The sequence below is a fragment of the Streptomyces sp. NPDC107500 genome, from assembly GCF_055582785.1.
Genome location: NZ_JBVJPF010000007.1, coordinates 25,899 through 50,692, shown reverse-complemented (window position 1 = coordinate 50,692; position 24,794 = coordinate 25,899). Strand labels below are relative to the sequence as shown.

Below are 24,794 nucleotides of genomic sequence, written 5' to 3'. Positions count from 1 at the left end.
GCTCCGCGGGGTGGTGCACCGCGCCCCCCGCGTATCCGAGGAAGTGGTCGATGCTGCCCGGCGCGACGCCCGAGGGCGGTGTCATGGCGAGCCAGGACCGACAGTGGGGTGACGGTCCTGGAGGCCTGCGTTGGAAGAAGTTGGTGATGACGGTGTCCCACCCGCTGACGCCTACGAGTCTGGGCCTGCCGTGGGTGGTGGATCGCCCTCATGCGACTGGACCCCGCCGCCACCTCCATGAGCCGTCCTGGACGATCCCGGTCCGCCTCACCGAATCCGGGGCGGACTCTCTGCCGTTGGTGCCGGCCGGCCCGGACGACGACTGACCCGGACGACGCCGACACCTGGGCGGCCCCGCACGGGCAGGGGGGGAAGGACCGAACGTGCCGGCGCCCCACCGCCCGGCGCGTGCACGTCCTGTCGGCCGGGCCTCGTGCTGCGCCACACCCCGAACCATTAGTGTCCGTGCATGAGTGAAACCTCGAAGCGTTCCGTGGTCGTCGAGCGCACCAGCGGTGGCCGGTTCGTCGCGACCAACACCAGCGGCGAGTCGATCGGCTTCGGCACTTCCCCCGACGGCACCGGGCCCACCGGCTTTACCCCTGTGGAGCTGCTACTGGCCGCGATCGGCGGTTGCACGGCCGTCGACGTCGACGCCGCCACCGGCCGTCACGCCGAGCCCACCGAGTTCTCCGTGGAGGTCACCGGCGACAAGATCAGCGACGAGCAAGGCAATCGCATGACCAACCTCCAGGTCACCTTCACCGTCGCCTTTCCTGACGTCGAGGGTGCGGAGCGCGCCCGTGCGATCCTGCCACGCGCGGTCAAGGCGTCCCACGACCGTCTGTGCACGGTGAGCAGAACGGTGGAGATCGGCACGCCCGTGACCACGACCGTCGCGAGTACCTGACGCCGCCGGCCCGGCGCCCCCCCTCGCCGAACTCCTGCGGGAGATGGCCTTGGCGCTGGCCCCGTCGGTGCGTAGGGAGAGCCGCGTCCGCCGGATCGTGGCCACCTGCGACGTTCCGGCGGTCGGTCGCGTGGAGTGGGATCTCGCCGCGGCGGCACCGCCGCCCGCTCGGGCGGGGGTGCCGCCGGGCGGGCCGCTCCTCGGGTGCCTCGGCGTGACGGGCGTCAGGCAATCGAGCCCGACAGGGTGTTGTGCAGGGCGGCGAGCCCGTCGGCGTAGATGCCGTGGAACAGCGCGACGGCTTCTTCGTCGCTGACGCCGGTGGGGGTGAACGTCCCGGACCATTCGACGCGCGACGCGTCCAACCGGCCCGGGACCTCGCGCACGCGCAGCGTGGAGAGGTAGTCGGTCACCGGGAACGGCGCCTCGAGGATGGCGTAGCTGTACGAGCGTGCCGCGTCGTCGAAGGCCACGAGCCGCTCGACGATCACGCCGCCTTCCTCATTGCGCAGCCGGCGGACGCGACCGCCCTCGGCGGCGACGCTCTCGGAGATGTACGGCAGCCAGTCGGGCAGCGCGTCGAATCCGCCGATGAGCTGCCACACCCGATCTGGAGGTACGGCCACGTCGAGGGTAGCGGTGGTGGAGGCCACGGGGATGCTCCTGTCCTAGGTGGGGGGTGTCAGGCGGTGGGCAGGGGTGCCAGGGGGGAGACCAGCCCGGCCTCGCGGAGGTCGGCCCAGAACGCCGCGGGGATTTTCTCGTCGAGGGCCGCGACGTCCTCGGCGATACGGCTGGGCCGGGTCGCGCCCGGGATCGCGGCGGCGGCCGTCGGGTGGGTCAGGGAGAACTGCAGGGCTGCTGCCTTGATGCTGACGCCGTGCCGCTCCGCGAGCTCCTTGATGCGCGCCACCTTCTCGACGATGTGCGCGGGCGCGTCCTGGTACTCGAAGTGGGTGCCGCCCGCGAGGATGCCGGAGCTGTAGGGGCCGCCGACGACGAGGCTGACGTCCTGGTCGGCCGCCGTGGGGAGCAGGCGCTGCAGGGCCCGGTCGTGGTCCAGCAGGGTGTAGCGCCCGGCGAGCAGGAAGGCGTCCGGCTTCGGCTCGTCCAGTTCGAGGGTGAGCTCGATGGGTTCGACGCGGTTGACGCCGAGCCCCCACGCCTTGATCACGCCCTCGTCGCGCAGCTGCTGAAGGACGCGGAAGGCACCGGTACGGGCACTCTCGTAGACGGCGAGCCACTCGTCGCCGTGGAAGTCCTGCGCCACGTCATGGACCCAGACGATGTCGAGCCGGTCGGTGCGCAGACGCCGCAGGCTGTCCTCGATGGACCGCTTGGTGGCGTCGGCCGTCCAGTCGTGCACGATCTTGTTGGGACGGCCGTGCTCGAACAGGCCGCCCTTCTCGCCGAGTTCACGGGCGGCGGGGTTCTCGACCTCGTCGAGGATGACGCGGCCCACCTTGGTGCTGAGCACGTAGCTGTCGCGGGAGCGCCCGGCGAGCGCGTCGCCGAGGCGTATCTCCGCCAGGCCCGCGCCGTAGAAGGGGGCGGCGTCGTAGTAGCGGATGCCGTGGTCCCACGCGGCGTCGACGGTCGCGGCGGCCTCCTCGTCGGAGACGTCGCGGAACATGCTGCCCAGCGGGGCCGTACCCAGTCCGAGGCGGCCCGGGAGCAGAGACGTGATGGTCATGAAGTGTCCTCGGGGAGGGGGGGAGGGACGGACTCATGGCCTTCGGCCGGTCCGTCGTTCGTTCGCCTTCGACGTTAGGATCGGGACTTCAGACTGTCCAAGACTCTCTTGGATACACTTGAGTCCTCCGAGGTCTTACATGCTTGACCTGCGACAACTGCGCTACTTCGTCACCGTGGCCGAGACCGAACACGTCGGCCGCGCCGCCGAGCAGCTCCACATCTCACAGTCCCCTCTCAGCCGGCAGATCGCTCAGCTGGAGAAGAACCTCGGCCTGACCCTGTTCGAGCGGAGCCAGCAGCGCATCCGCCTCACCCGCGACGGCGCGACCTTCCTCAGCGAGGCCCAGGCGCTGCTGCGCCACGCCGACCGGCTGGAGAACCTCGGCCGCCGGCTGGGCAGGGGAGAGGAGGGTGGGCTCTGCATCGGCTACGTGGCCGACGCCATGCACACCGGGGTGCTCCCGGGCGCGCTGCGCCGGCTCCAGGAGGAGAGCCCCGGGATCCATGTCGCGCTGTACAGCATGGCCGCGGCCGAGCAGTTCGAGGGACTGCGCCAGCGCAGCCTGGACATCGCCCTGGTGCGGGAGCCGCCGGACCGCGACGACCCCCTGCTGAGGGCCGCGACGCTGCTGGAGGACCCGCTGCTGCTGGTCCTTCCGGCGGGCCACCCGCTGGCCGCGAGCGAGACGATCTCGGCGAAGGATCTGGACGGGCAACCGTGGATCGCGGTCGAGGGGGAGGGTGATCCGGCGTGGCGGGACACCTTCGTCGCCTCGTGCGTGGCCTCGGGGTTCACTCCCGACATCCGGCTCGACGCCGCGGATCCCCTGACGGCACTCGGTCTGGTGGCCTCCGGCCTCGGTCTTGCACTGGTGCAGAAGAGCATGGTGCGCGGCGCCACCGAGGCCGTGGCCGTGCGCGCCCTGCCTTGGTACGAGGCGTCCATCCAGCTGTGGGCGGTCTGGCACCACATCGATCTGCGGCCGGTCGTCGCCTCGTTCCGTGAGACCGTGCTGTCGCACGAACGGGAGATGGGCGCGGTGGTGCCGGCCGGAGGGCTCGCCCCCGGGGTGTGAGATCAGCCGGTCAGCTCACACCCCCGGAATCGGCGTGACGAGACGTCGAGTGCCGACGCCTCCAACGAGGCCACGGCCGTGACCAGCGCGGTGAGCCTCGCGACCCGCGCCGCCAGATCGAGCGCCTCGCGCGAATCGGCCTTCGTGAAGCGTGTGCACCACGTCTCAGCTGCACGTTGTTATACCCCGCCCCCGGCCGGTGTCTCCATGCCGAGTCCATAACCGAGGGAGACATGATGAGCGGGAACGTACGGGTGGTCGTGGTCGGCGGCGGTTACGGCGGCGTGAGCGCGGCCAACCGGCTGGCGCGGCGCGACGGGGTGGCGGTGACGCTGATCAACCGGCGGTCAGACTTCGTCGAGCGGATCCGTCTGCACCAGCTGCTGACGGGTTCCGACGACGCAGTCGCCAGTTACGACGAGGTGCTGGGCGGCGACGTGCGGCTCGTGGTCGACGAGGTGACCCGCATCGACGTGCAGGAGCACCGCGTGCTGCTGGCTGGCGGGGACCCGGTGTCCTACGACTACCTGGTGTACGCGGTGGGCAGCGGGGCCTCCGATCTCGGGGTGCCTGGGGCGTCGGAGTTCGCCCATTCCGTCTCCGATCTCGAAGCGGCCCGGCGGCTGCGGTCCGTGCTGGCCGCGGCGCCCGCGCAGGCTCCGGTGACCGTGGTCGGCTCCGGCCCGACCGGTCTGGAGACCGCCGCCGAGCTGGCGGAGGAGGGGCACCGGGTGACGCTGGTCTGCGGCGGCGTGTTCGGCCCCTCTCTGCATGCCCGGGTCCGCCGTCCCGCCGCCCGTCGGCTCGCAGCCCTCGGCGTGACTGTGCTCGAAGGCCGCGGCACCCGCGTGACCGAGGTGACGGCGGACGCCGTTCGGCTGGAGGACGGACGCGACGTGCCCAGCACGGTGACCATCTGGACCGCAGGCTTCCGCATCCCCGACCTGGCAGCCCGCAGCGGGCTGCGCACCGACCCGGAGGGTCGGCTGCTCACCGACGCCACGCTGACCAGCGTGGACGACGTGCACGTGGTCGCCGCAGGAGACGCAGCGGCGATCGCCGGCCGGCCCTTCCGGATGAGCTGCCAGGCCGCAGTGCAATTGGGCCCGGGGGCGGCGACCACCATCCTGCGCCGCATCGCGGGCAAGTCGCCCTCCCCGGTTCGGATGCTGTTCGCCGGGCAGTGCCTCAGCCTGGGCCGTACGGAGGGCGTCACCCAGTTCTCCTACCCGGACGACCGGGTCAACGCCCTTCACGTCAGCGGACGGCCGGGAGCAGGCATCAAGGAGATCGCATGCAGGTTCACCCTCCGCCAGCTGGTCACCGGGACACGCAGAGCCACCTCGAGCGCACCACGCGGCACGGGCGCCGACCGTGTCACGACGCTGTAGCCCTCTTCATCCCGGACCCCCGCGACCTGACCGGGCCAGGACCCGGCACCCGCACCACGGCGACTGCTCGCGCAGAAGCAGCCCGCCCCGAGAGGCAGCACACCCCATGAACGACCCTGTGCACGACCCCGCGACCGAGAGCTTCGTCGCCCACCGCGACCTGCTGTTCACCGTCGCCTACGAGATGATCGGTTCAGCGGCGGACGCCGAAGACGTCCTCCAGGAGACCTGGCTGCGCTGGGTCAAGGTGGCGCCGGACCAGATCCGGGACCCGCGCGCCTACCTGGTACGCATCACGACGCGCCAGGCCCTCAACCGGCTGCGCACCGTCAAACGGCGCAAAGAGAACTACGTCGGCCCCTGGCTGCCTGAGCCCCTCCTCACCTCACCCGACGTGGCCGAAGACGCGGAACTCTCCGAGAACCTGTCGCTGGCGCTCCTGTACGTCCTGGAGACGCTCTCACCGACGGAACGCGCCGTCTTCGTACTGCACGAGGTCTTCGAGTTCGGATACGAGGACATCGCCGCCGCGATCGGCAAGACCCCCGCCGCCGCCCGCCAGATCGCCTACCGGGCCCGCCGGCACGTGGACGCCCGCCGGCCTCGGACACCGGCCTCCCCACAGCAGGCCCGGGCGGCCCTGGACTCCTTCCGATCCGCCCTGGAGACGGGGGACGTACAAGCGCTCCTGGACGTCCTCGCGCCGGACGTCGTCTTCGTCAGCGACGGCGGCGGCCTCAAGCTGGCGGCCCTGAAGCCGGTCGAGGGCGCCGACAAGGTGCTGCGCTACATGGCGGGCAGTCTCGGCAAGGCCGGCGGCGCCTTCACCAGCGACACCACGACCGTCAACGGAAACCCCGCACTCGTGCTGCGCCTGGACGGCGTCATCGACGGGGTGCTGGCCTTCCGCGTGGAGGACGGCCGCGTCACCGGCCTCTACTACGTCCGCAATCCCGAGAAGCTCACCCGCGTCGAGTCCGAGACGCCGCTCGCCGCGCGCTGACCGTCCGACGACATTGAGGGGCCGGCGTCATCTACCGGAGCTCGCGGGCGACTTCGTTGGCGCCAAGATGGGTTCGCGCTGCGCCCCAACGACGGTTTCTCGATCGTGCCGTCGACGCCCCGGCCGACGTGTGGCAGACCGGCCGGGGCAAGGCGCGCACGGTGATGGACGCCCGGTCGCGCAAGCCCAACGCCGACGGATGGCTGCGGGCCGCCCGCCAACACCCCGTCGCCCGGCGGAACCCGTGCCCTTCTCCGGCACCGCACGCCCCGCGCACCCCGAACGGCCCGCCCAACGCCGGACGGCTGCGCCGCTGCCCCGCGAAAGCACCGACTCCCGGCCCGGCGGCCCTACGACCCTGACCACGGTCCGCACGACCCCAGACGGCGGCTACTTCGAGTCACGCCGCACCGCACAGTGATCCACCGGATGGTCCACCGGGACGGGAATGCCGCCGGGCGGCTCCGTGTTGGCACGGATGCGATGGTGGAGGGGACAGTGTCCCCGGGCCTCACCTATTGCCTGTAGGGACGATCGTCCGGCTGAAGCCCTGCAGAGCCTTTCGCCGCGTAGGCGACCGCCCTTCACCACCGCACAACAGCGGACCAGCCCCGCCCGGCGCACACCGGACGGGGCTGGTCCGTGTCCGAGGCCCGGCGTGCGAGGGTCAGGGCTGCGGGCCGGCCTGCGCGGGCTCCCGGATCTCCTGGAGCGACTCCTCCATGGCCTGCCGGGCACGGGTGAACCAGTCGGCCAGTACGGCCCTGTCCTGCGGGGTGTAGTCGGCGGCCAGAGCGGCCAGTCGCCCGTAGTGCGGGCCGTAGACGGCGTATACCCGGGCCGCGGCGTTCTCGTCGAGCACTACCCGCACCCGGCGGCGGTCCGCGGGGTCGGGCTGCCGGCTCACGTAACCGGCGCGTTCGAGACGGTTGATCACGCCGGTGATCGCACCGGTGGTGACGTTGGCGTGCTGCGCCAGGTCCCCGGCGCTCAGATGCCGCTCCCCGGCGCCGATGACGTGCCCCAGGCACGTCAGGTCCGTCACGTTCAGCCCCAGCCTTAGCGCGATGTCGTGCTGGGACACCAGGGCGAGGGCGACCATGCGGTCCATCGCGTCCAGCGCCTCCTGTGCGGTCGCGTCACGACGCGGCGTGCCCTCCCGCGGCTTGCCCTCCACCAGACATCTCCTTACCATCTAAGAAACTTAGCTTAGAAGCTAAGACTTCTCGGCCGCTTGCTGTGTTGCCGAAGATACAAAGCCACGGGAGAAAGTCATGAACCGAACCCACAGTGATCGCGCCCCCGGTCACGACCACGGTCACACCGTCGCCGGGTGGACGGGCACCGGCATGGCGCTCGCGGGGAGCGTGGCCGCCGGTGGCTCGATGGTCGCCGAGTGGTACCCGGGACTCGCCCTGGGGGCGGGCCTGGTCGCCCTGTCGGCCTGCACCACCTGGGTGCTCCACCTGGCCGGGTGGGGCAAGCCCAGTGGGCCCCGGCCCCCTGCCGAGCGGGACTGGCGGGTGCGCGACAGGTCCGCCGCGCAGGGCCACCCGGGATGCGTGGGCTGCCGCCTGGCCAACCGCGGCCGGCGCGCCACCGCCCCTGCCGCCACCACTCCCGCCGCCGGCACTCCCGCCGTCGCTCCTGCTGCTGCCGCGGCCACGGCCGGTGCGGGGGCGCTCCCCAGGGCCGGGGCGTACGGGGAGCGGGCCGCCGAGACGGAAGCGGCACTTTGAGGGCAGGCTCGGCTCTCACTGTGACTTGTCCGGCCGATCATGTTCGAGGCCGGATTACGAGTGCTGCGGCGGTCGCTCCGCAACCATTATTGACAGTTTTTCTTGTCACTCAAGATAACGACAGGTAATCTTGTCGCATGAACGATGTGATCCCGACCCCTGACAGGGACGACGAGAACTTCTGGGCCACCGTGATGACTCTGGTGGAGCCCGCCTGGTGCGAGCCCACCGAGGGCGACTCGTTCGCCATGGACGCCAAGGTGCTGGAGGCGGTCCGGGTGCTGGCCGAGGGGATCTCGACCCGTGCTCTCGCCTATCGCGCGGCCGGCAAGCCCTTCGACACCGCGCTCATGGCCGCTCCCGATGTGCAGCTGGCCATGCTGAGGTCGCTGTACGAAGCCAAGCTGTCCGTCGACCGACTGGCCGAGAGTGCCGCCACCGTCGCCGGCCGCAGCGGAGCCAACTACGCGCAGTTGGGCGCGGCCTGGGGCGGCATCAAGCGCCAGTCGGCCCGCCTCAAGTGGCCGCACGCAGTGACCAAGAAGGCTGCCGGTGAGTCCGTCCCGCTTCAGTACGCGGGCGGCGGCGCCGTCATCCACCATGACCCGGATGCCGACGCCTGGTGGTTCACCGCCACTGCCGCGGACCAGCAGGAGAAGGAGTCCGAGGCCGTCCACGCCACCTCCGCCGAGGCCATCGCCGGGGCGACCGAGTTCCTGTTGTCGCACACCCTTCCCGCCCGGCAGACGCAGGCTTGACCCCGCTGCCGCAGTTACGCGAAGCGTGGGACCGGCTCCCAGACGGCTCCCGGGCCAGCTCGTACGCAGGGCGCCACCCCAGCCGGGAGTGGCGCGCCGACTTTCAGCGGGCGAATCCGAGCTCCCGGATCGTCACGGTCGCTTCTGGGCGGGCGGACGTCGACGGTCCCTTCAACCCTGGACCTGCGGCTGCCGTCCACCGGACCACCGCTTCCCCGGCAGTGTCCGCTCCGCTTCACCATCGCCATAGCGGTCAGCAACCCAGCCACTTGCCCCCTTGACCCTCCCCTCTTCACTCTGTGCGACCGATCTTCACTCATATGGCTACACGGCGGTGCCGCGTCCCTCACCCGAAAGCAGAGTGGTCAGCAGCCTTTCCCCTCAGAGAAAGAAGGGTCATGGAGTACATACGACGTACAGCCGTCCGGCGGGCACTTCCCCTGGCCGCCCTCCTCCCCGCGGCCGCCCTGATGGCCGCCGGCCCCTGCCTGGCGTCCGAGAACGGAGGCGGTGCGACCCCCTCAGGCGGGACGTCTACAGGCGCCAAACCGACGGTTGTACTGGTGCACGGGTACTGGGCGGACGCATCCGGCTGGGACCGGATAGTCCAGAGTCTGCAGGCCGAGGGCTATCCCGTAGTCGCCACCGCGAACCCGCTGCGCAGCCTCTCCGGCGACGCCGACTACCTCGCTGCCCAGCTCAAGGCGATCAAGGGCCCCATCGTCCTCGTCGGCCACTCCTACGGCGGAGCCGTCATCACCAACGCCGCCGCCGGCAACCCCGACGTCGAGTCCCTCGTCTACATCGCCGGGTTCGCGCCCGACAAGGGCGAGACCGCCTTCCAACTCTCGGCCAAGTACCCAGGCAGCCGGGTGACGGACGACCCGCATGCCCCGGTGCCGACTGCCCTGAATCCCGTACCGCTCGGCGGCGACCCGACGAACGTGGATCTGTACCTTAAACCGGAGAAGTTCGGCGATGTCTTCCTGAGTGACCGGCTCGACGCGAATCGCACCCAGGTGCTTGCCGCCACCCAGCGGCCCGCGACCGCCGCCTCCGGCAACGAGCCCACACAGTCGGTCGCGTGGAAGACCATCCCGTCCTGGTTCCTCGTCGCCACCGACGACCGGACCATCGGCACCGACAACCTGCGTTTCATGGCGAAGCGGGCCAAGGCCACCACCGTCGAAGTCGACGCGCCGCACGCTGTCATGGAGACCAACCCCGACGATGTGACCAAGTTGATCCTCGGGGCCGCGGGCGACTCGCGGCCGAGCCTTGCCAAGACCGGCACAAGCGGACGGATCGCCTTCCTCGGCGCTGCCGCGGTGCTCTCCGTCGCCGCGGGCGCCGCCATGGTGACCCGCGCCCGCCGCACGTGACGGATCTGCGGGCCTAGGCGTGCCCTGAACGAGGAGGGTCGGTCCACATCATGGGACCGACCCTCGGAGAGCCGCCTCAGCTGGTGCCGGGTTACCCAGCCGCCGACCACGACCACGAACCGACCGTCGTGGCCTCCCCTCAGACCCGGCGTGGCTGCTTGTTCACGCCCGGCCCCGGCCCGTGTACAGCTCCAGTTCTCCGTCGAGTTCGAGGGCGAGGACGCTCCCGTGGCGGGCGAGGTCCGCCGGGGCGGGCGCGTCGATCCAGAGGTCTCCGGGGACGTCGTGCAGACCACCGGTGCGACGGTGGGCGAGTTCGGTCCCGGTCCCGAGGACACTGACTCGTCGCACCGCGTTGCGCAGGCCGCGGACCGCCACCGTTTCGCTCGGTGGGTCGAAGCAGACCAGGTAGAGCGTGCGGCGGTCGGCGGACAACGTGCTCGGCCCGTAGTGGTGCCCCGGCGGCAGGCCCGCGACGGTGCCGTGGACGGCCGCGGAGTGGCGCCGGATCCAGTCACCCAGCCCTTCGAGCCGTCGGGCCTGTTCCGCCACGATCGTGCCGTCGGCCCGCGGTCCCACGTTCAGTAGGAGATTGCCTCCCATCCCTATCGTCTCGGCGAAGTACCGCACGAGTTGTCCCACGCTCTTGTGGTTGTCGTCCCGGGGCCGGTAGCCCCAGGAGTCGTTGACGGTCAGGCACAGCTCCCATGCGGTCTCGGGTGCGGACATGGGCAGCCCCTGTTCGGGCGTGGCGTAGTCACCGTGGTCGAGCAGCCGGGAATTGCACACGGTGTCCGGTGCCATCTCACGGATCATCCCGGCCAGTTCGGACATACGCCACTGCTGGGCCGAGCGTTCCCACTCACCGTCGAACCAGAGCAGGTCCGGCCTGAACCGGGTGAGTAGTTCGTGTACTTGGCCGTCCCGGTAGTCGAGGTAGCGGTCCCAGGCGCTGGGGTCTTCGGCACCCGGGGCGGGGGAGACGTAGCCGCTGTCGACCAGTTCGGGGTGGGGCGGCCGGGGGTGCCGTATCGAGGCGTAGTCGGGGTGGCTCCAGTCGGAGTGCGAGTAGTACAGACCGGCCCTGAGCCCTTCGGCTCGCATCGCACTCACGTACTCGGCGACCAGATCGCGGCTCGCGGGGGTGCGCCGGACCACGTTCAGGTCACTCAACCGCGTGTCCCACAGAGCCACTCCGTCGTGGTGCCGTGCCGTGAGGACGGCGTATCCGGCCCCGGCGCGGGCGAAGAGCCGGGCCCAGGCGCCGGGGTCGTAGGCCGACGCGGTGAAGCCGTCGAGTTGTCTCATGTACCGCTCGTGCGGCATCACGCCGTCGAAGAGGGCCCAGGACTCGGGCACGCCCTCGACCGAGTAGATGCCGTAGTGCACGAATATTCCGAGCTTGGCTTCGGTGAACCAGGGTTGCATGGTCATTGTGGACCGTCCTCGCAGAACTTCGCCGTATGCGTTCGGGCTTACCCCGTGATTCTCGCCGCGGTTGGCTTCGATGCCGTCAAGGTGGCCGCGCCCGCGCCGCGGAGGGCTGCCAGGCCGGGAACGCGCCTGCTGTAACGCTGGAAGCCTGATCTTTTCGGCACGCGGACGGGCCGACCGGCCCACGGGGTTGTCGAGGGCCGGTTCGTCATCGGTCGCCGTCACGTCGTTCGCGTCGTCGTCGTGTTCCGGGTTGCGATGTTCAGAGGGTCGCGGGATTGCACCACAGCGGGCGGGTGCCGAGGCCGGTGACGTCCAGGGCGAGTTCGGCGTACATCGCGTTCGCCCACGAGAACCAGGGGCGGGTGAAGCGGCGGGGGTCGTCCTTGTGGAACGACTCGTGCATCTGGCCCGTGCCCGCGTCGGTCGACAGGAGCCTGCGCAGAGCCGTCAGACGCTCGTCCTCGCCGCCGGTCAGGCCCTGCACGGCAATGGCGATCGGCCAGATGTGCTCATCGGGTGTGTGCGGGCTGCCGATGCCCTCGGCGGCGGTGCCCCGGTGCCAGGTGGGGTTGGCCGGGGAGAGGACGAACCGTCGTGTGGCGAGGTAGAGCGGGTCCGTGACGGGAACGTCCGCGATCAGGGGCAGCGAGAGCAGCCCGGGCATGTTGGCGTCGTCCATCAGCAGCGCGTTGCCGTGGCCGTCCACCTCGTACGCGTAGATCGTGCCGAACTCGGAGTGCTCCACGGTGCCGTGCCGCGCGATGGCTGCCCGCAGCTCCGCTGCGAGGTCGGCTGCGTTTTCGGCAAGCTCCATGTCGCGCGCGGGGCGGGCCAGTTCGGCGACGGCGTCGAGGGCGGCGGCGGCGCACAGGTTCGCGGGGACGTTGTACCCGAAGGCGCAGGCGTCGTCGCTGGGCCGGAAGCCGCTCCACGTCATGCCGGTCCGGGCGACGGGTGTGCCCCGGCCCCCGTTCGGGAGCGTGTCGCTCGGTGAGCCGCCCTCGCGGCGGAAGCGGTACGTGGAGAGGCGTTCGTGGTCCTGCTCCGTGCGCCACAGCGCGATGACCGTGCGCGCGGTCCGCAGGGTGTCCGGGACGTGGTCCGTCCGCCCGGTCGCCACCGAGAAGCGGTGGGCCAGCAGGAGGGGGAGCGCGAGAGAGTCGACTTCGTACTTCTCCTCCCACACCCAGGGGTCCTCGCACAGGTCCGCCGGGTCGTGGGCCTGTCCGGACGGTCCGGCGTTGAACGCGTTGGCGTACGGATCGCGGGCGATCTGGGCGAACTGGCGGCGCAGCACGGCGAGTACCAGTTCCTGAAGGCGGTCGTCGTCGCGCAGCAAGGCCAGGTACGGCATCAGCTGCGTGGTGGAGTCGCGCAGCCACATGGCGGGGATGTCGCCGGTCACGACGAAGGCCGTGCCATCGGGCATCGGCCGGACCGTGCGGGCCAGGGTGTCGTCCAGGCAGCGCGTCAGCATTTGGCCGAAGCGCGGATCACCGAGGTCGTCGAGTCGTCGGACCGCCTCCCGGACGGTGGGGTGGTCCTTGACGCTGGTGGGGAAGCTGGGGGAGCCCATGGGTCGGCCTTTCGGCGGTCGGCTGGAGGTGCGTCCCGCATCGGCTGGGGGTGCGTCGCGCAGCGTGGGGAGTGGGTCCGGCGTCGACGGGTGCGTGGTGCGGACGCGGGTGTCAGGTGCCGGCCGACGGGCGGTGGGGCCCGTTTCCGGAGGGGGCTCCGTGGCGGACCACGTGGGTGGGGACGGTGACGCGGCGGGAGGCCCGCGGCGTCGCGTCATCCTGCTCCAGGCGGTCGATCAGCAGACGTGCGGCCTGGCGGCCGATCTCGTCGGCGTCGTAGGAGACGAGGGTCAACGGCAGCCCGAGGACGTCGGACAGGTCGAAGTCGTCGAAGCCGGCGACGGGCAGGGTGGTCCCGGCCTTGTACAGGGCCCGGATGGCGCCCTGACTGATGCGGTTGTTGGTGCAGAAGAGCGCGGTGGGGCCATCGGCCCGCCCGAGCAGGTCCAGGGTGGCCCGCTCCGCGGTCGCGGAGTCGACCAGGCCCTGGCGGATCAGGGAGTGGTCCGGCTCGATGCCGACCTCCTCGTGCGCCGCCCAGAACCCGCGCAGGCGCTCGGCACCGGTGTAGAGCGCCGGCGGGTTGCCGAGGAAGGCGACGCGGGTGTGTCCGTCGGCCAGGAGGCAGGCGGTGGCCTCGCGCGCGCCGTGGAAGTCCTCGACCAGCACGCAGTCCGTGTCCAGGCCGGCGGGCGGCCGGGCGGCGAAGACGACCGGGACGTGCCGCATGGCGCTCGCCAGGTGCTGCTGCCGGCTGCCCGCCGGTACGACGATCAGCCCTTCGACCTGGTGGTCGACGAGTCCGTCGATGAGTTCGGGTTCCCGGTCGGCCTCCTCGCCCGAGTTGCTGAGCAGCATGCGGAAGCCGTACTCCGTGGCCACCTCCTGGACGCCGAGCGCGAGGCGCGAGTAGAAGGGGTTGGCGAGGTTGGTGACGAGGAGACCGATCATGCCGCTGCCGCCGAGGCGGAGACTGCGGGCGGTCTGATTGCGGCGGTAGCCGAGTCGGTCGACCGCCGCGAAGACCCGCTCGCGAGTCGCTTCCGACACGCCCGGGTCGTTCTTGAGTACGCGTGAGACGGTCATGGCGCTGACCTGCGCGAGCTTGCCGACGTCGTGCATCGTCGGCCCGCTGCCCCGGCGAGCGGTCATGCTCCTGCCCCCTCCTCTGTCTGTCTGCGTCTCGGCCCCGGCCCTCATGGAGCGTCCCCTGCCTCACGCGCCCAGTGGGCGGCGCCGAGCAAGGGGGCCTCCTCGGGCCGCCGGGCCGGCAGCACAAGAACGCGCCGTCCACCGGCCGAGGCCAGCCCCGCGGTGAGCGCGGGGTGGATCAGGTCCCACGACCGGGCCACGGAGCCACCGATGATTACCGCGGTCGCCTCGAAGTGGTCGATCCAGGGAGCCAGGGCCCGGCCGAGTGCGTCGAAAGCGTAGCGGAAGGCTTCGCCGGCGGCGGCCTCCCCCTTCCCGGCGCGTGCGGCTATTTCCCGGACGTCGGGCAGGATCGCGTCGTCCGCGCCGGAACGGGTGGCGGAGCGGGTGGGCGTCTCCGCGTCGGCCTCCGCGAACGCCCCCGCACCTGCGACCCCTGGCGCCCCTGCCCCGCGGAGCGCGGCGTAGTGGGCGCGCAGGCCGCGGCGCGACACCGTGTCCTCGAGGGGCCGGCCGTGCACGGTCAGCCGGTGCACGTGGCCGCTCGGCGGCACCACGGGGCCGGAGTGGACGGGACGGCCGCGGGACAGGAACGAGGACCCCACTCCCGTGCCCAGGGTCAGGCAGACGACGCGATCGTGGCCCGCGGCGGCACCGGAGTGGTACTCACCGACGGCGAACGCGTCGGCGTCGTTGAGGAAGCACAGCCGCTCCGCCCGGCCGCCCAGGCGTGCGCGCAGGCCGGCGCCGACGTCGACGCCGGACAGGGACTCGAACTTGCCCATCCCCTCGAAGTGGCCGACGCCGGTGGCGTAGTCGAAGGGGCCTGGCATCGCCACACCCCAACGCGGCCCGTGCCCGGCGGGCAGCGCCAGGGCCGCCGCGGCGACGGCGTCGAGGACCACGTCGGCCTCCGCGTCCGAGCGCAGGGGCGTGCGGACCACCGTCGAGGGGAGTACACGGCTCGCGGCGGGGTCCACGAGGGATGCGGTGACGTGCGTACCGCCGATGTCGAGCACCGGGACCGGCAGCGGGGCCCGGCCGGTGGGGGACCCGGTCACGGCTCGACCACCAGCGCCTTGACGATCCGCACCTCGGTGTCGCCCAGGGCGCGGACGCGGTAAGGGCCGACAGCGGCGGGGACGGTGAGGGTCTCGGCGAAGGCGAGCGGGTGCGTGTGGCCGTCCGCCGTCTCGACGACGGCGCCCTCGCCCGCGGCCAGGTTGAGGATGTGGAAGCGGCCCGCGGTGTCGTCGGGGATCGCCGAACCCGGTTCCACGACGAGTCGGTGCACCGCGTAGAACATCTCGGGCAGTGCGCCGACGACCTCCTCGCGCCAGCCTTCCCCTGCGCGCAGTGTGCGCGGCTGCTGGACGAGGTCCTTGACGACGTCCTCACCGCGCCGGCCCGTGTCCAGGTTGGCGAACCCGTGCTCGTAGGGCAGGGGACGGGACGCACCGGCGGAGTCTTTACGCAGCCAGTCGTAGAGCCGCAGGGAGTAGAGGTACGGGGTGGCGCTCACCTCCAGGACCAGGTTGCCCGCGCCGGAGGCGTGCGGTGTGCCCGCCGGGATCATGAAGAGCTGGCCCACCGTCGCCGGGTGGGACTGGACGTGGTCCTCGACGGGCACCGGGGCGCCGTTCTCGACGGAGTCCTCCACCTGGCGCCGCAGGGTGTCGACGTCGGCCCCCTCCGTGAGGCCGAGGAGCACCCGGGCGCCGTCCTCGCTCGCGGTGACGTAGTACGTCTCGTGCTGGGTGTACGGCCAGCCGAACACGTCCCGCATGTACTGCTCGCGCGGGTGGAGGTGCAGGGACAGGTTGCCCCCGCCCACCGTGTCCAGGTAGTCGAACCGGATCGGGAAGGAGGTGCCGAACCGGCGGTGCACGTCCGCGCCGAGCAGATCCACGGGGTGGGTGACGCACAGAAGCTGGAAGGGGACCTCGACCTGCGGTCCGCCCCGCTCGCCGACCAGGACGCCCGCCTCGGGCGCGATCAGCTCGTAGCCGAGGGCCGTGTTGCCCGCCTGCGGGGTGAAGCCGAGTTCGCTCGCCGCCCACCGGCCTCCCCACGGGGTGGAGTTGAAGTACGGACGGGTGCGCACCGGGCCCCGGGCCAGGTGGGCAAGGGTGGCGCGCAGGGCCGCCCCGTCCAGTGCGGCCGGGGCGGCCGGGTCCTGGACGTCGATCCATCGGTCGATCCGTTCCGCGATCGCGTCGCGGTGCCGGTCCAGCACGGGCCAGTCGGTGTAGAACAGGCGCACCAGGTCGCCGGGTGCGGCGGGGCGGGCCAGGTTGACGCCGACCGGCAGATCGCCCTTCGACACCGCCGCCTCGGCGTACCGCTTGGGCAGGTCCGCGTACCAGAGCAGGTCCGGTTCGCACAGCGAGGCGCCCGGCCCGTACGCCACGACCACCGCGTCTCCGCCAGGGCGCTCGGGCCGCGGAGGGGAGTCGAACAGGTCCTCGACCCGGGCCTGGGACAGCGGGGTGAAGAACGGGTCGTCGTCGGGAACGGGCCGGGCCGCCGGCCGCTCGCCGGCGGCCGGCCCGTAGTGGGCGCGCACGTCGACCAGGTCCGCCCCGCGGCCCGCGGCACGAAGCGCCTCGGCGAGGCCGTCGGCCAGCGCGGCCCAGTCCAGGGCCGCGGGACCGTCGACGGCCAGGACGAGCGGGCCCGGCGGCAGGCCGACGGCCAGGGCGGGCCAGCCGGCGACGACCTCGCCGGCGACCGGCTCGTAGCTGGGGAGGGGGTCGTACGAACGAGACGCGGGCACAGCTGCTCCTTACTCGGCTCCACGATGTTCGTTAACGATAACAGTGCATGGCTGGAGGAGTCCATGCCCGTTCCGTGGGTTCTCGTCCTCGGCTCTATGCGCTTGAGCTGCATCTTTGCCCTGAACCGCGATGGAGATGGATTTTCTTCGAGTCGAAGCCTTGCTGTGGCTGGAATGGTGTCGTTAACCTCCACGCAACACACACTGGGCATCTCCGGGCCTCAACGGGTCCCGTGCGCCCCGTGATTCACATCCGGCCATGCAGGTGGCCCGATTCCGTGAAGGTGATCCATGTCAGCATCGGGCAGGACCAGCAGCGCGACCGCGCCGCTTGCCCGGCGCCGCCTCCTCGTCGGGGCGGCCGCCGGTGCGGCCGCCCTCACGGCGGGGGGCTGCGCACGGGGAGCGAGCACATCCGCGCAGCCGGGAACCACGAGCATTTCCAACGACAACGCCACCTGGGACGACGGCTACCGCGCGGCCGGCCGGGAACTGGAGAAGATCACCGGTTACGCGCTGCGGCCGCTGTCGAATCCGTCGGTCACCTCGTACCAGCAGGTCGTACAGATGACCCTGCAGACCTCGAAGGCCTCGGACCTCGTCAAGTGGGCGTCGGGCTACCAGCTCAAGCGCCTGGCGCGGGCCGGCGGCCTCACCGACCTGACGCACGTCTGGGAGGGGTACGCGGCCAAGGGGTGGGTGCGTGGCACGTCCCGGGAGGCGGTCTCCTACCGCGGCAAGGCGTTCGGCATCCCGCTGTACGAGTCGTACTACGTGCTCTTCTACAGCAAGCCCGTGTTCCGGAAGCTGGGCCTGTCCGCCCCGGGCAGCTGGGCCCAGTTGCTGCACTGCGCGGAAGTCCTCAAGCGCAACGGGATCACGCCGTTCCTCGCCAGCCAGGTGGGCGGCTGGCCCGCGATCGAGTGGTTCCAGGAACTGGTCAGCAAGGTCGACCCCGGCTTCTACGGGCGGCTGGTGGCCGGTGAGGCCTCCTACACCGACGAACCGGCCCGCCAAGCGATGGACATCTGGCACGACTTCATGCGCAAGGGCTGGATGACGCCCCCCGACTTCGACCAGGCCCGCGGGCCCGGCGCGCTGAAGGAGGGCACGGTGGGCATGTTCCTGCACGGCACCTGGCAGGCCTCCGGCATGTCGGCCGCCGGTATGAAACCCGGCACCGACTACGGCGCCTTCATCCTGCCGACGGTGCGGCCCGCCACGCCCAAGAGCGTGATCGCCGAGTCGGGGGTCTTCGTGGTGCCCGGCCGTGCCTCCTCGCACGAGGCGGCGACGGCCAACGTCGGCGCCTGGCTCACGCCCTCCGTCCAGCGAGTGTGGAGCGACTTCCTCCAGGACAGCTCCGCCAACCCCACGGTGCGCGCCGGCAATCCGGTGGTGGCCGAGCTCCAGCGGGACATCGCCCGCAACCGCCGGACGGCCCTGGTCCGCTACTGGGAGGCCAGCCCGCCCAGCCTCATTCAGGGCAACACCAACGACCTCGGCGGATTCATGGCCGGGCAGACCTCCCCGGCCACCACCCTGCGCCGGATGCAGGAGCGCGCGCACGGCGAATGGGCGGCCTGGAAGCGAGACGAAGCATGAGCACTCCGGTGACCGACCGACGTCCTCCGACCGCCGCCGGACCCGCGGCCTCCCGGCGCACGCCGTCCACCGCACGGACCCACCGGTGGGTCGCCGTGCGGGAACGGGTGGCGGCCGCCGGCTTCATGGCCCCGGCGGTCCTGCTCGTCGCACTGTTCCTGCTGGCGCCGTTCGTGTGGACCATCTACCGCGGCTTCTTCAGCGACACCCGGACCTCGCCGTTCAGCTGGTTCGACAACTACGCGCTCTTCGCGTCCGACCCGGCCCTGGCCCGCTCCATCCAGAACACGCTGATGTGGGTGGTGGGCACGGTCGCCCTCCCCTTCGTGCTCGGGCTCGCGATCGCCTGCATGACCAACGCCGGCCGCTTCTCGCGCCTCGCGCGGCTGTGCGTCGTCCTGCCCTACGCGCTCTCCGGGTCCGCGGTCGCGGTGGTGTGGAACTTCATGCTCACCACCGACGGCGCCGTCAACCAGGTCCTGACCGGCATGGGACTCGACTCGCTGGCCCAGGGCTGGCTGCTGACCTGGCCCGGCAACACCGTCGTGATGATCCTCGCCAACGCCTGGCAGGCCACCGGCGTCGCCGTCATCCTCTTCCTCGTCGGACTCCAGTCCATCCCGCCCGAGACCCTGGAGGCCGGCGCCCTGGACGGCGCCGACGGGCGGCAGCAGTTCTGGCACATCGTCCTGCCCCAGCTCCGTCCGGTCTCGATCATCGTGATCGGCATGAGCCTGGTCAACGGCCTCAAGTCCTTCGACCTGATCTGGGTGCTCACCCAGGGCGGCCCCGGACGGGCCACCGAGACGCTCGCCGTCTCCATGTACAACGAAACCTTCCTTGAACTGCGGCCCGGCGCGGGAGCGGCCATCGCGGTCGTCCTCACCGTGATCGTGCTGGCGGCCTCCTGGCTCTACCTGCGCCGCCAGCTCGACGTGAAAGGCGAATGACGATGCCCCTCGGCCGACTTCTGCGCAACGCCGTCATCGGGGTGCTCGCCCTGCTGTGGCTGATCCCCACCTGGCTCCTGGTCGTCAACGCGCTCGTACCCGCCGGAAGTTACACGGGCAGCCCGCACTGGCTGCCCCGGGAGTTCGGACTGTTCGACAACATGTCCCAGGCCTGGGAGAAGGCCGACCTGGGCCCCGCGCTCGGCAACAGCCTCCTGTACTCCGTGGTCAGCGCCGTGGCGGCCGCGGTGATCGCCGGCTTCGCCGCCTTCGCCACGATCGTCATGCCGGTCAGGCGGCAGGCCCTGTGGTTCTGGGTGATCTACTCCGGCACCCTCCTGCCCCTCCAGGTCTTCCTCAGGCCGCTGTTCCTGTCCTACGCGCACACCTCGCTCTACGACACCCAGATCGGCCTGGTGCTGATCTACACGGCCATCGCGGTCCCGTTCGCCTTCTTCGTCATGCGCAACTACGCCCTGACACTGCCGCGTGAGGTGGTGGAGGCCGCGCGCATGGACGGCGCCTCGTGGTGGCGGGTGTTCTGGCAGATTCACGTCCCGCTGACCCGGTCCGCCATGATCGCCGTGTTCGTGTTCCAGTTCGTGGCGGTCTGGAACGACCTGATGTTCGGCATCACCATGGTCACGAGCCGCAACATCCGCCCCGTCATGGCCGCGCTCGCCGACCTCCAGGGCAACTACTCCAACGTCGGCCCGCCCATCGTCCTGGCCGGCGCCCTGCTGGTCTCGCTGCCGACGCTGCTGCTGTTCTTCTCCGCCCAGCGCTTCTTCGTCAGCAGCCTCAAGATCCACCGCTGAGCCCGCAAGCCTGCCCCCTGAACGTCCTCATCATCGCGAAGGGACACCGTCATGCCGAGATCGCTGCTCACCCGCGCCGTAGCCCCCGTCCTCTGCGCCGGGCTGCTCTGGGCCGCCGCCCCCGCACAGGCCGGGACCCCCGCCGACGCCCAGAGTCCCACACACCCCCGCCCGCTCTCCTCCGCCCAGTGGGCCGACCGCGCCACCGGCGCCTACCGTGCCCTGCAGAAGCATTTGTACGAGGGCCCCGGCCGCCACGGGCTGTACCTGGAGCACACTCCCCGCCAGGCCTCCGACCCCGAGCACTCCTACCTGTGGCCGTTCCGCGAGGCCGCACAGGCGGCCGTCGACATGCAGCACCTCCCGCGTACCGGGGCCGCCTACCGCCGCGACGCCGCCGAGCGCTTCGAGACGGCCGAGCTCTACTACACCCCCGGTGAGCGACCGGGCTACGAGTCGTACCTGCCCGCCCCCCTGGGCACTGGCGGCGACGTGTACTACGACGACAACGCCGTCGTCGCCCTGTCCCAGCTGGACCAGTACGAGGCGACCGGCGACGAGCGGTACCTGGAGCGGGCCGAAGCGGTCGTGCCGGTCGTCTCCCGGGCCTGGGACGACGACACCACCAAGGCGTGCCCCGGCGGCATGGACTGGTACGACGGTCCCGGGAACGCCATCCGGGCCACCAACGTCACCGCCCTTTCCGCCCAGCTCGCCGCCCGGCTCTACGAGCACACCCGCGACCCCGCCCACCTCGCCAAGGCCGAGCAGTGGTACGGCTGGGTGTACTCGTGCATGCGCACCGCGCCCGGCCTGTACGCCAACGACCGCGGCGACGATGGCAGCACCAACGGGACGCTGTGGACGTACAACTCGGGCGCCATGATCGGCACCGCCACCGCCCTCCACCGCGCCACCGGTGACGCCGGCTACCTGCGCAAGGCAGTCGAGGACGCCCGCGGCTCCCTGGCGTACTGGACCGAGGGCAGCCGACTGCACGACCAGCCGGCCGTCTTCAACGCCTTCTACTTCAAGGACCTGCTCGACCTGGACGCCGTCCGACCCGACGGGGCCTACCTCGAGACCATGGCCGCGTACGCGGACAGCACTTACCGGACCAACCGCGACGCCACGAACGGCCTCTTCCGCTTCCAGCCCTCCAACGGCGGCGACTACGACCCCGCCGCGCCGGCCGCGACGCTCAACCAGTCGGCCATGGTCCAGATCTTCGCCACCCTCGCCGACCGCACCCACCAGCGCCACCGGTCCTCCTGACGCCACCCACTTGCGCCCCCCGGTCCTCCCGACGCGGCCGGCCGAGCCACCGCACCCTCGACGCAAAGGACACCCACGCACATGCCCAAGCCACCGCTGACCCGGCCGTCCTGGTGGGACTCCGACATCGCGCGCGACCTCCTCAAGGAGCGCGTGGCCACCACCGTCGGCCTCGGCGGCCTGCGGGTGCGGCTGTCGGGGGAGCCCCTGCTGCGCCACGACGCGACAGGCGGACTGCTGCAGTCCGTACGGCTGCGGGTGGAAAGCCCCGACGGCGCCCGCCCGCGACCGCCCCTCACCAGGGCCCGCGTCACCACCAGCGGGGGCACCCCGGTCCACAGCGAGCTCGTGCCGGGGCCAGGGTGTGACACCCGCCTCCTGGTCCCGGAGGTGGACGCCCCCACCCCGCTGCTGATCGAACTGCCCGAGCTGGAGGAGGGCACCCTGCTCGCCTTCGAGGCCCACCCGCAGCGCCACTGGACGCTCCACCTGGTGCAGCACTCCCACCTCGACATCGGCTACACCGACCCGCAGGGCCGGGTAATGGCCGAGAGCCGCGCCTATCTCGACTCGCTGCTGGAGCTGTGCCGCGACACCGACGACTGGCCTGAACCCGCCCGGTTCCGCTGGGCCGTCGAGGGGTTCCACTCCTTCCAGGACTGGCAGGCCAACCGCCCCCGGCGCCAGGTGGCGGATTTCCTGGACCGGGTGCGCGAGGGACGCGTCGAACTCACGGCCATGCCGTTCAACCTGCACACCGAGACCTGCTCCACCGACGAACTGCACGAACTGCTGCGTCCGGTGGCCGAACTGCGCGACCGGCACGGCATCGACATCACCACGGCCATGCAGACGGATGTGCCCGGCCAGGTGGTGGGCCTGCCCGACGTCCTCGCGGACCACGGCATCCGCCACCTGTCCGTGGCGCACAACTGGGCGGGCCGCGCCGCGCCCCACCTGGTCGGCGGGGAACACCTGCCCCGCCTGTTCCGCTGGCAGGCGCCCAGCGGCAACAGCGTCCTGGTCTGGCGCACGGACACCCCGCACGGGCTGGCCTACATGGAGGGTTCCATCCTCGGCTTCGACGAGTCCTACGACCACGTCGACGACCTGCTGCCCGCCTACCTCAGCGCCCTGGCCCGCTTCCCCTACCCCCACCAGGGACGCGGCATCCCCGGCTTCCCCGCCCTCGGCCTGCCGGACACCGCCGACCCCTACCCGTGGGACGTGCTGCACCTGCGAGTGCTGGGCAAGTTCGCCGACAACGGCCCCCCGCGCCGCATCATCTCCGACACCGTGCGCCGCTGGAACGAGGAATGGGCCTACCCGCAACTGCGCGCCTCCCGCAACCAGGACTTCTTCGAAGACGCCGAGAAGCGCGTCGGGGACCGGCTGGAGACCTACCGGGGCGACTGGAGCGACTGGTGGGTCGACGGCGTCGGCGCGGGAGCCGTCCCGCTCGCCGCCACCCGGCGCGGCCAGGCCGCCCTCGCCGAGGCGCAGACCGTGGCCGGCTACGCCCACCTGATGGGCGTCCCCGGCAGCACGGCCGTCACCACGGGCGCGCCGGCCGTCTACCGGTCCGCCTCGCTGTTCAACGAGCACACCTGGGGCGCGGGTGACCCGTGGACCCACGGGGAGCACGGCCACGGGTCCGGCGAGAAGCAGTGGCACTGGAAGTACGCCCAGGCCATGCGCGCCCACGACGACGCCGAGACGCTCCTGGACTCCGCGTCCGCCCTGCTCGGCGAGGCCTTCGCCCCCGCCGCGGGCGCGGCGGCGTCCTTCTACGCCGTGAACACGTGCAGCTGGCCGCGGAGCGAGACCGCCAGGCTCTTCCTCCCGGAGAGCACGGTCGCGCTCGACGAGCCGGTCCGGGTCCTTGACGCCCGCACCGGCGAACCGCTGCCCTTCGCACAAGAGGACCAGAGCAACGAACGCCACCGCGCGGCCGGCCGCTTCCTGAACGTCCCCGTCGCGGACGTGCCGGCGTGCGGAGCCGTGCGCCTGGATGTCCTCACCGGAGCGCAGTCCCCGGCGGGTCACGACGTCGAGGTGGCGGCGTTCGGGTCCGCCGACGCCACCGTCCTGGTGAACGACCACCTGCGCGTGACGGTCGACCTGCGCGAGGCGTGCGTCTCCTCGATAGTCGACAGGGCCACCGGCCGCGAGCTGGTCCGCCAAGACGCCGTCGTCGGCTTCAACGGCTACGTCTACGACGAGTACGCCACCGCCGGCGCGTTCAACCACCAGTCCAGCAAGACCGTGGCCGACGACTCGATGCACCTGCTCGCCTCCCGCAGCACCGCCCCGCCCGCGGCGCTCGTCGACCGCACTACGGACGCCACCGGGCACACCCTCGTCTACGAGTGCGCCCCGGCCGGCACCCGCCGACTGCGGGTGCGGGTGCACCTCCCGCACGGAGCAGCCCGCGTCGACATCGAGAACCGCATCGACAAGGACGCGACCCTCACGAAGGAGAGCGCCTACTTCGCCTTCCCCTTCGCACTCGACAACCCCGTCGTGCACACGGAGGCCACCGGCGGCGTCCTCGGCACCGACCGGGAGACCATACCGGGCTCGGCGGCCCACATGCGCGCCGTCCGTCGCTGGATCAGCCTGAGCGACGGCACCCGCCACGCCGCACTGGCCACCACGGACGCCCCGCTCGTCCAGCTCGGCGGGATCGTCATCCCCTACGTCCCCTATCCCCAGTCGCTGCCGCGGGAGGAGCCGGCCACGGTCTTCTCCTGGGTGCACAACAACATCTGGGACACCAACTTCCCCGCCCAGCAGGGCTTCGACCACGTTTTCCGCTACAGCGTCGGCTTCAGCACGGGCGAGGAGGACACCGACACCCTCGGCGTGCGCGTCGCCGCCGTCACCGGCCACCCCCTCGTCCCGGTCCGCGCCCGCGCCTCGGCCCGGGCCGAAGCCCCGGCGCAGACCCGGTTCCTGACGGTGAACGACCCCCGGGTGCGGCTCGTCGGGGTCACAGTCCCCAGCAACGGCCGCCTGCTGGTACGTCTCCAGTCGGTGGCCGACACCCCGCTCACCTGCCGCCTGAGCACCCCCTTCAGCGTCGCCCGCGCCTTCCGCACCACCTACCTGGGCCTGTCCCCGCGCGAGGCCGGGCCGGCCCCGGACGGCACCGTCCCGGTCGACGTACCGGCGCTCGGCACGGCCGCCGTCGTCCTGGAACTCGCCTCACCGACGCCCGAGGAGGACTGACCCGAACACCCCCACGGGG

The 24,794-nt window shown here is 71.5% G+C and carries 20 protein-coding genes; 12 read left to right on the top strand and 8 right to left on the bottom strand.

All coding sequences use genetic code 11. From position 1 onward, the window contains the following. The first annotated feature begins 469 nt into the window (after positions 1 to 469). A complete protein-coding gene (locus ACZ67M_RS26760) occupies positions 470 to 910 on the top strand; it encodes an OsmC family protein (RefSeq protein ID WP_392018612.1) in 441 nt (146 codons plus the stop codon). Between the two features lie 224 nt (positions 911 to 1,134). Here ACZ67M_RS26760 and ACZ67M_RS26755 read toward each other — a convergent pair whose 3' ends face one another. Together ACZ67M_RS26755 and ACZ67M_RS26750 are read right to left on the bottom strand one after the other, a co-directional pair. Then, positions 1,135 to 1,563, bottom strand: a complete 429-nt coding sequence (locus ACZ67M_RS26755; protein WP_361360364.1) for an SRPBCC family protein — start codon at positions 1,561 to 1,563, stop codon at positions 1,135 to 1,137. Positions 1,564 to 1,592: 29 nt separating this feature from the next. Further along, positions 1,593 to 2,603, bottom strand: coding sequence for an aldo/keto reductase (locus tag ACZ67M_RS26750; RefSeq protein WP_469853102.1), 1,011 nt, complete (start codon positions 2,601 to 2,603; stop codon positions 1,593 to 1,595). Positions 2,604 to 2,742: 139 nt separating this feature from the next. Between ACZ67M_RS26750 and ACZ67M_RS26745 the strand changes: the two genes are divergently transcribed. From ACZ67M_RS26745 to ACZ67M_RS26735, 3 genes are all read left to right on the top strand, one after another. Further along, positions 2,743 to 3,681, top strand: coding sequence for a LysR substrate-binding domain-containing protein (locus ACZ67M_RS26745; protein WP_469853101.1), 939 nt, complete (start codon positions 2,743 to 2,745; stop codon positions 3,679 to 3,681). 236 nt (positions 3,682 to 3,917) lie between these two features. Then, positions 3,918 to 5,072: an NAD(P)/FAD-dependent oxidoreductase gene (locus ACZ67M_RS26740; protein WP_469853564.1), complete on the top strand. Its 1,155-nt coding sequence runs from the start codon at positions 3,918 to 3,920 to the stop codon at positions 5,070 to 5,072. Positions 5,073 to 5,178: 106 nt separating this feature from the next. Beyond that, entirely contained in the window at positions 5,179 to 6,075 is an 897-nt protein-coding gene (locus ACZ67M_RS26735; protein ID WP_469853100.1) for an RNA polymerase sigma-70 factor, read from the top strand. 667 nt (positions 6,076 to 6,742) lie between these two features. On the opposite strand, the gene ACZ67M_RS26730 is transcribed toward ACZ67M_RS26735, so the two are convergent. Then, a complete protein-coding gene (locus ACZ67M_RS26730; protein ID WP_469853562.1) occupies positions 6,743 to 7,186 on the bottom strand; it encodes a MarR family winged helix-turn-helix transcriptional regulator in 444 nt (147 codons plus the stop codon). Positions 7,187 to 7,349: 163 nt separating this feature from the next. Between ACZ67M_RS26730 and ACZ67M_RS26725 the strand changes: the two genes are divergently transcribed. The 3 genes from ACZ67M_RS26725 to ACZ67M_RS26715 all read left to right on the top strand — a co-directional run bounded on the left by ACZ67M_RS26725 (position 7,350) and on the right by ACZ67M_RS26715 (position 9,954). Next, positions 7,350 to 7,814: an HGxxPAAW family protein gene (locus tag ACZ67M_RS26725; protein WP_469853098.1), complete on the top strand. Its 465-nt coding sequence runs from the start codon at positions 7,350 to 7,352 to the stop codon at positions 7,812 to 7,814. 137 nt (positions 7,815 to 7,951) lie between these two features. Next, on the top strand, positions 7,952 to 8,572 hold the full coding sequence (locus ACZ67M_RS26720) for a hypothetical protein (RefSeq protein ID WP_469853097.1): 621 nt from the start codon (positions 7,952 to 7,954) through the stop codon (positions 8,570 to 8,572). A 398-nt stretch (positions 8,573 to 8,970) separates the two neighbouring features. Continuing rightward, the gene (locus ACZ67M_RS26715) at positions 8,971 to 9,954 is read left to right on the top strand and encodes an alpha/beta fold hydrolase (RefSeq protein WP_469853095.1); all 984 of its coding nucleotides are present in this window, start codon (positions 8,971 to 8,973) and stop codon (positions 9,952 to 9,954) included. A gap of 162 nt (positions 9,955 to 10,116) precedes the next feature. Here the strand turns inward: ACZ67M_RS26715 and ACZ67M_RS26710 are convergent, their stop codons facing one another. The 5 genes from ACZ67M_RS26710 to ACZ67M_RS26690 form a co-directional block, all read right to left on the bottom strand. Further along, positions 10,117 to 11,388, bottom strand: coding sequence for an alpha-L-fucosidase (locus tag ACZ67M_RS26710; RefSeq protein WP_469853093.1), 1,272 nt, complete (start codon positions 11,386 to 11,388; stop codon positions 10,117 to 10,119). A gap of 262 nt (positions 11,389 to 11,650) precedes the next feature. Continuing rightward, positions 11,651 to 12,967 carry a glycoside hydrolase family 125 protein gene (locus ACZ67M_RS26705; protein WP_469853092.1) on the bottom strand — a complete coding sequence of 439 codons (1,317 nt, stop codon included), beginning with the start codon at positions 12,965 to 12,967 and terminating at the stop codon, positions 11,651 to 11,653. A 112-nt stretch (positions 12,968 to 13,079) separates the two neighbouring features. Continuing rightward, positions 13,080 to 14,120, bottom strand: coding sequence for a LacI family DNA-binding transcriptional regulator (locus ACZ67M_RS26700; protein WP_392018628.1), 1,041 nt, complete (start codon positions 14,118 to 14,120; stop codon positions 13,080 to 13,082). Positions 14,121 to 14,164: 44 nt separating this feature from the next. Beyond that, positions 14,165 to 15,181, bottom strand: a complete 1,017-nt coding sequence (locus tag ACZ67M_RS26695; protein ID WP_469853091.1) for an ROK family protein — start codon at positions 15,179 to 15,181, stop codon at positions 14,165 to 14,167. Then, positions 15,178 to 16,896, bottom strand: a complete 1,719-nt coding sequence (locus tag ACZ67M_RS26690) for a class I mannose-6-phosphate isomerase (protein WP_469853089.1) — start codon at positions 16,894 to 16,896, stop codon at positions 15,178 to 15,180. Before ACZ67M_RS26690 ends, ACZ67M_RS26695 begins: the two co-directional genes overlap by 4 nt. Before the next feature lie 291 nt (positions 16,897 to 17,187). Here ACZ67M_RS26690 and ACZ67M_RS26685 point away from each other — a divergent pair, with 291 nt between their 5' ends. The 5 genes from ACZ67M_RS26685 to ACZ67M_RS26665 all read left to right on the top strand — a co-directional run bounded on the left by ACZ67M_RS26685 (position 17,188) and on the right by ACZ67M_RS26665 (position 24,775). Further along, a complete protein-coding gene (locus ACZ67M_RS26685; RefSeq protein ID WP_392018633.1) occupies positions 17,188 to 18,501 on the top strand; it encodes an ABC transporter substrate-binding protein in 1,314 nt (437 codons plus the stop codon). Continuing rightward, complete coding sequence (locus tag ACZ67M_RS26680) at positions 18,498 to 19,451, top strand: carbohydrate ABC transporter permease (protein WP_469853088.1); 954 nt, start codon at positions 18,498 to 18,500, stop codon at positions 19,449 to 19,451. Before ACZ67M_RS26685 ends, ACZ67M_RS26680 begins: the two co-directional genes overlap by 4 nt. Next, complete coding sequence (locus ACZ67M_RS26675) at positions 19,448 to 20,269, top strand: carbohydrate ABC transporter permease (RefSeq protein ID WP_161330929.1); 822 nt, start codon at positions 19,448 to 19,450, stop codon at positions 20,267 to 20,269. Before ACZ67M_RS26680 ends, ACZ67M_RS26675 begins: the two co-directional genes overlap by 4 nt. Positions 20,270 to 20,320: 51 nt before the next feature. Continuing rightward, entirely contained in the window at positions 20,321 to 21,544 is a 1,224-nt protein-coding gene (locus ACZ67M_RS26670) for a glycoside hydrolase family 76 protein (RefSeq protein ID WP_392104662.1), read from the top strand. An 81-nt stretch (positions 21,545 to 21,625) separates the two neighbouring features. Beyond that, the gene (locus ACZ67M_RS26665; protein ID WP_469853086.1) at positions 21,626 to 24,775 is read left to right on the top strand and encodes a glycoside hydrolase family 38 N-terminal domain-containing protein; all 3,150 of its coding nucleotides are present in this window, start codon (positions 21,626 to 21,628) and stop codon (positions 24,773 to 24,775) included. The last annotated feature ends 19 nt before the right edge of the window (positions 24,776 to 24,794 follow it).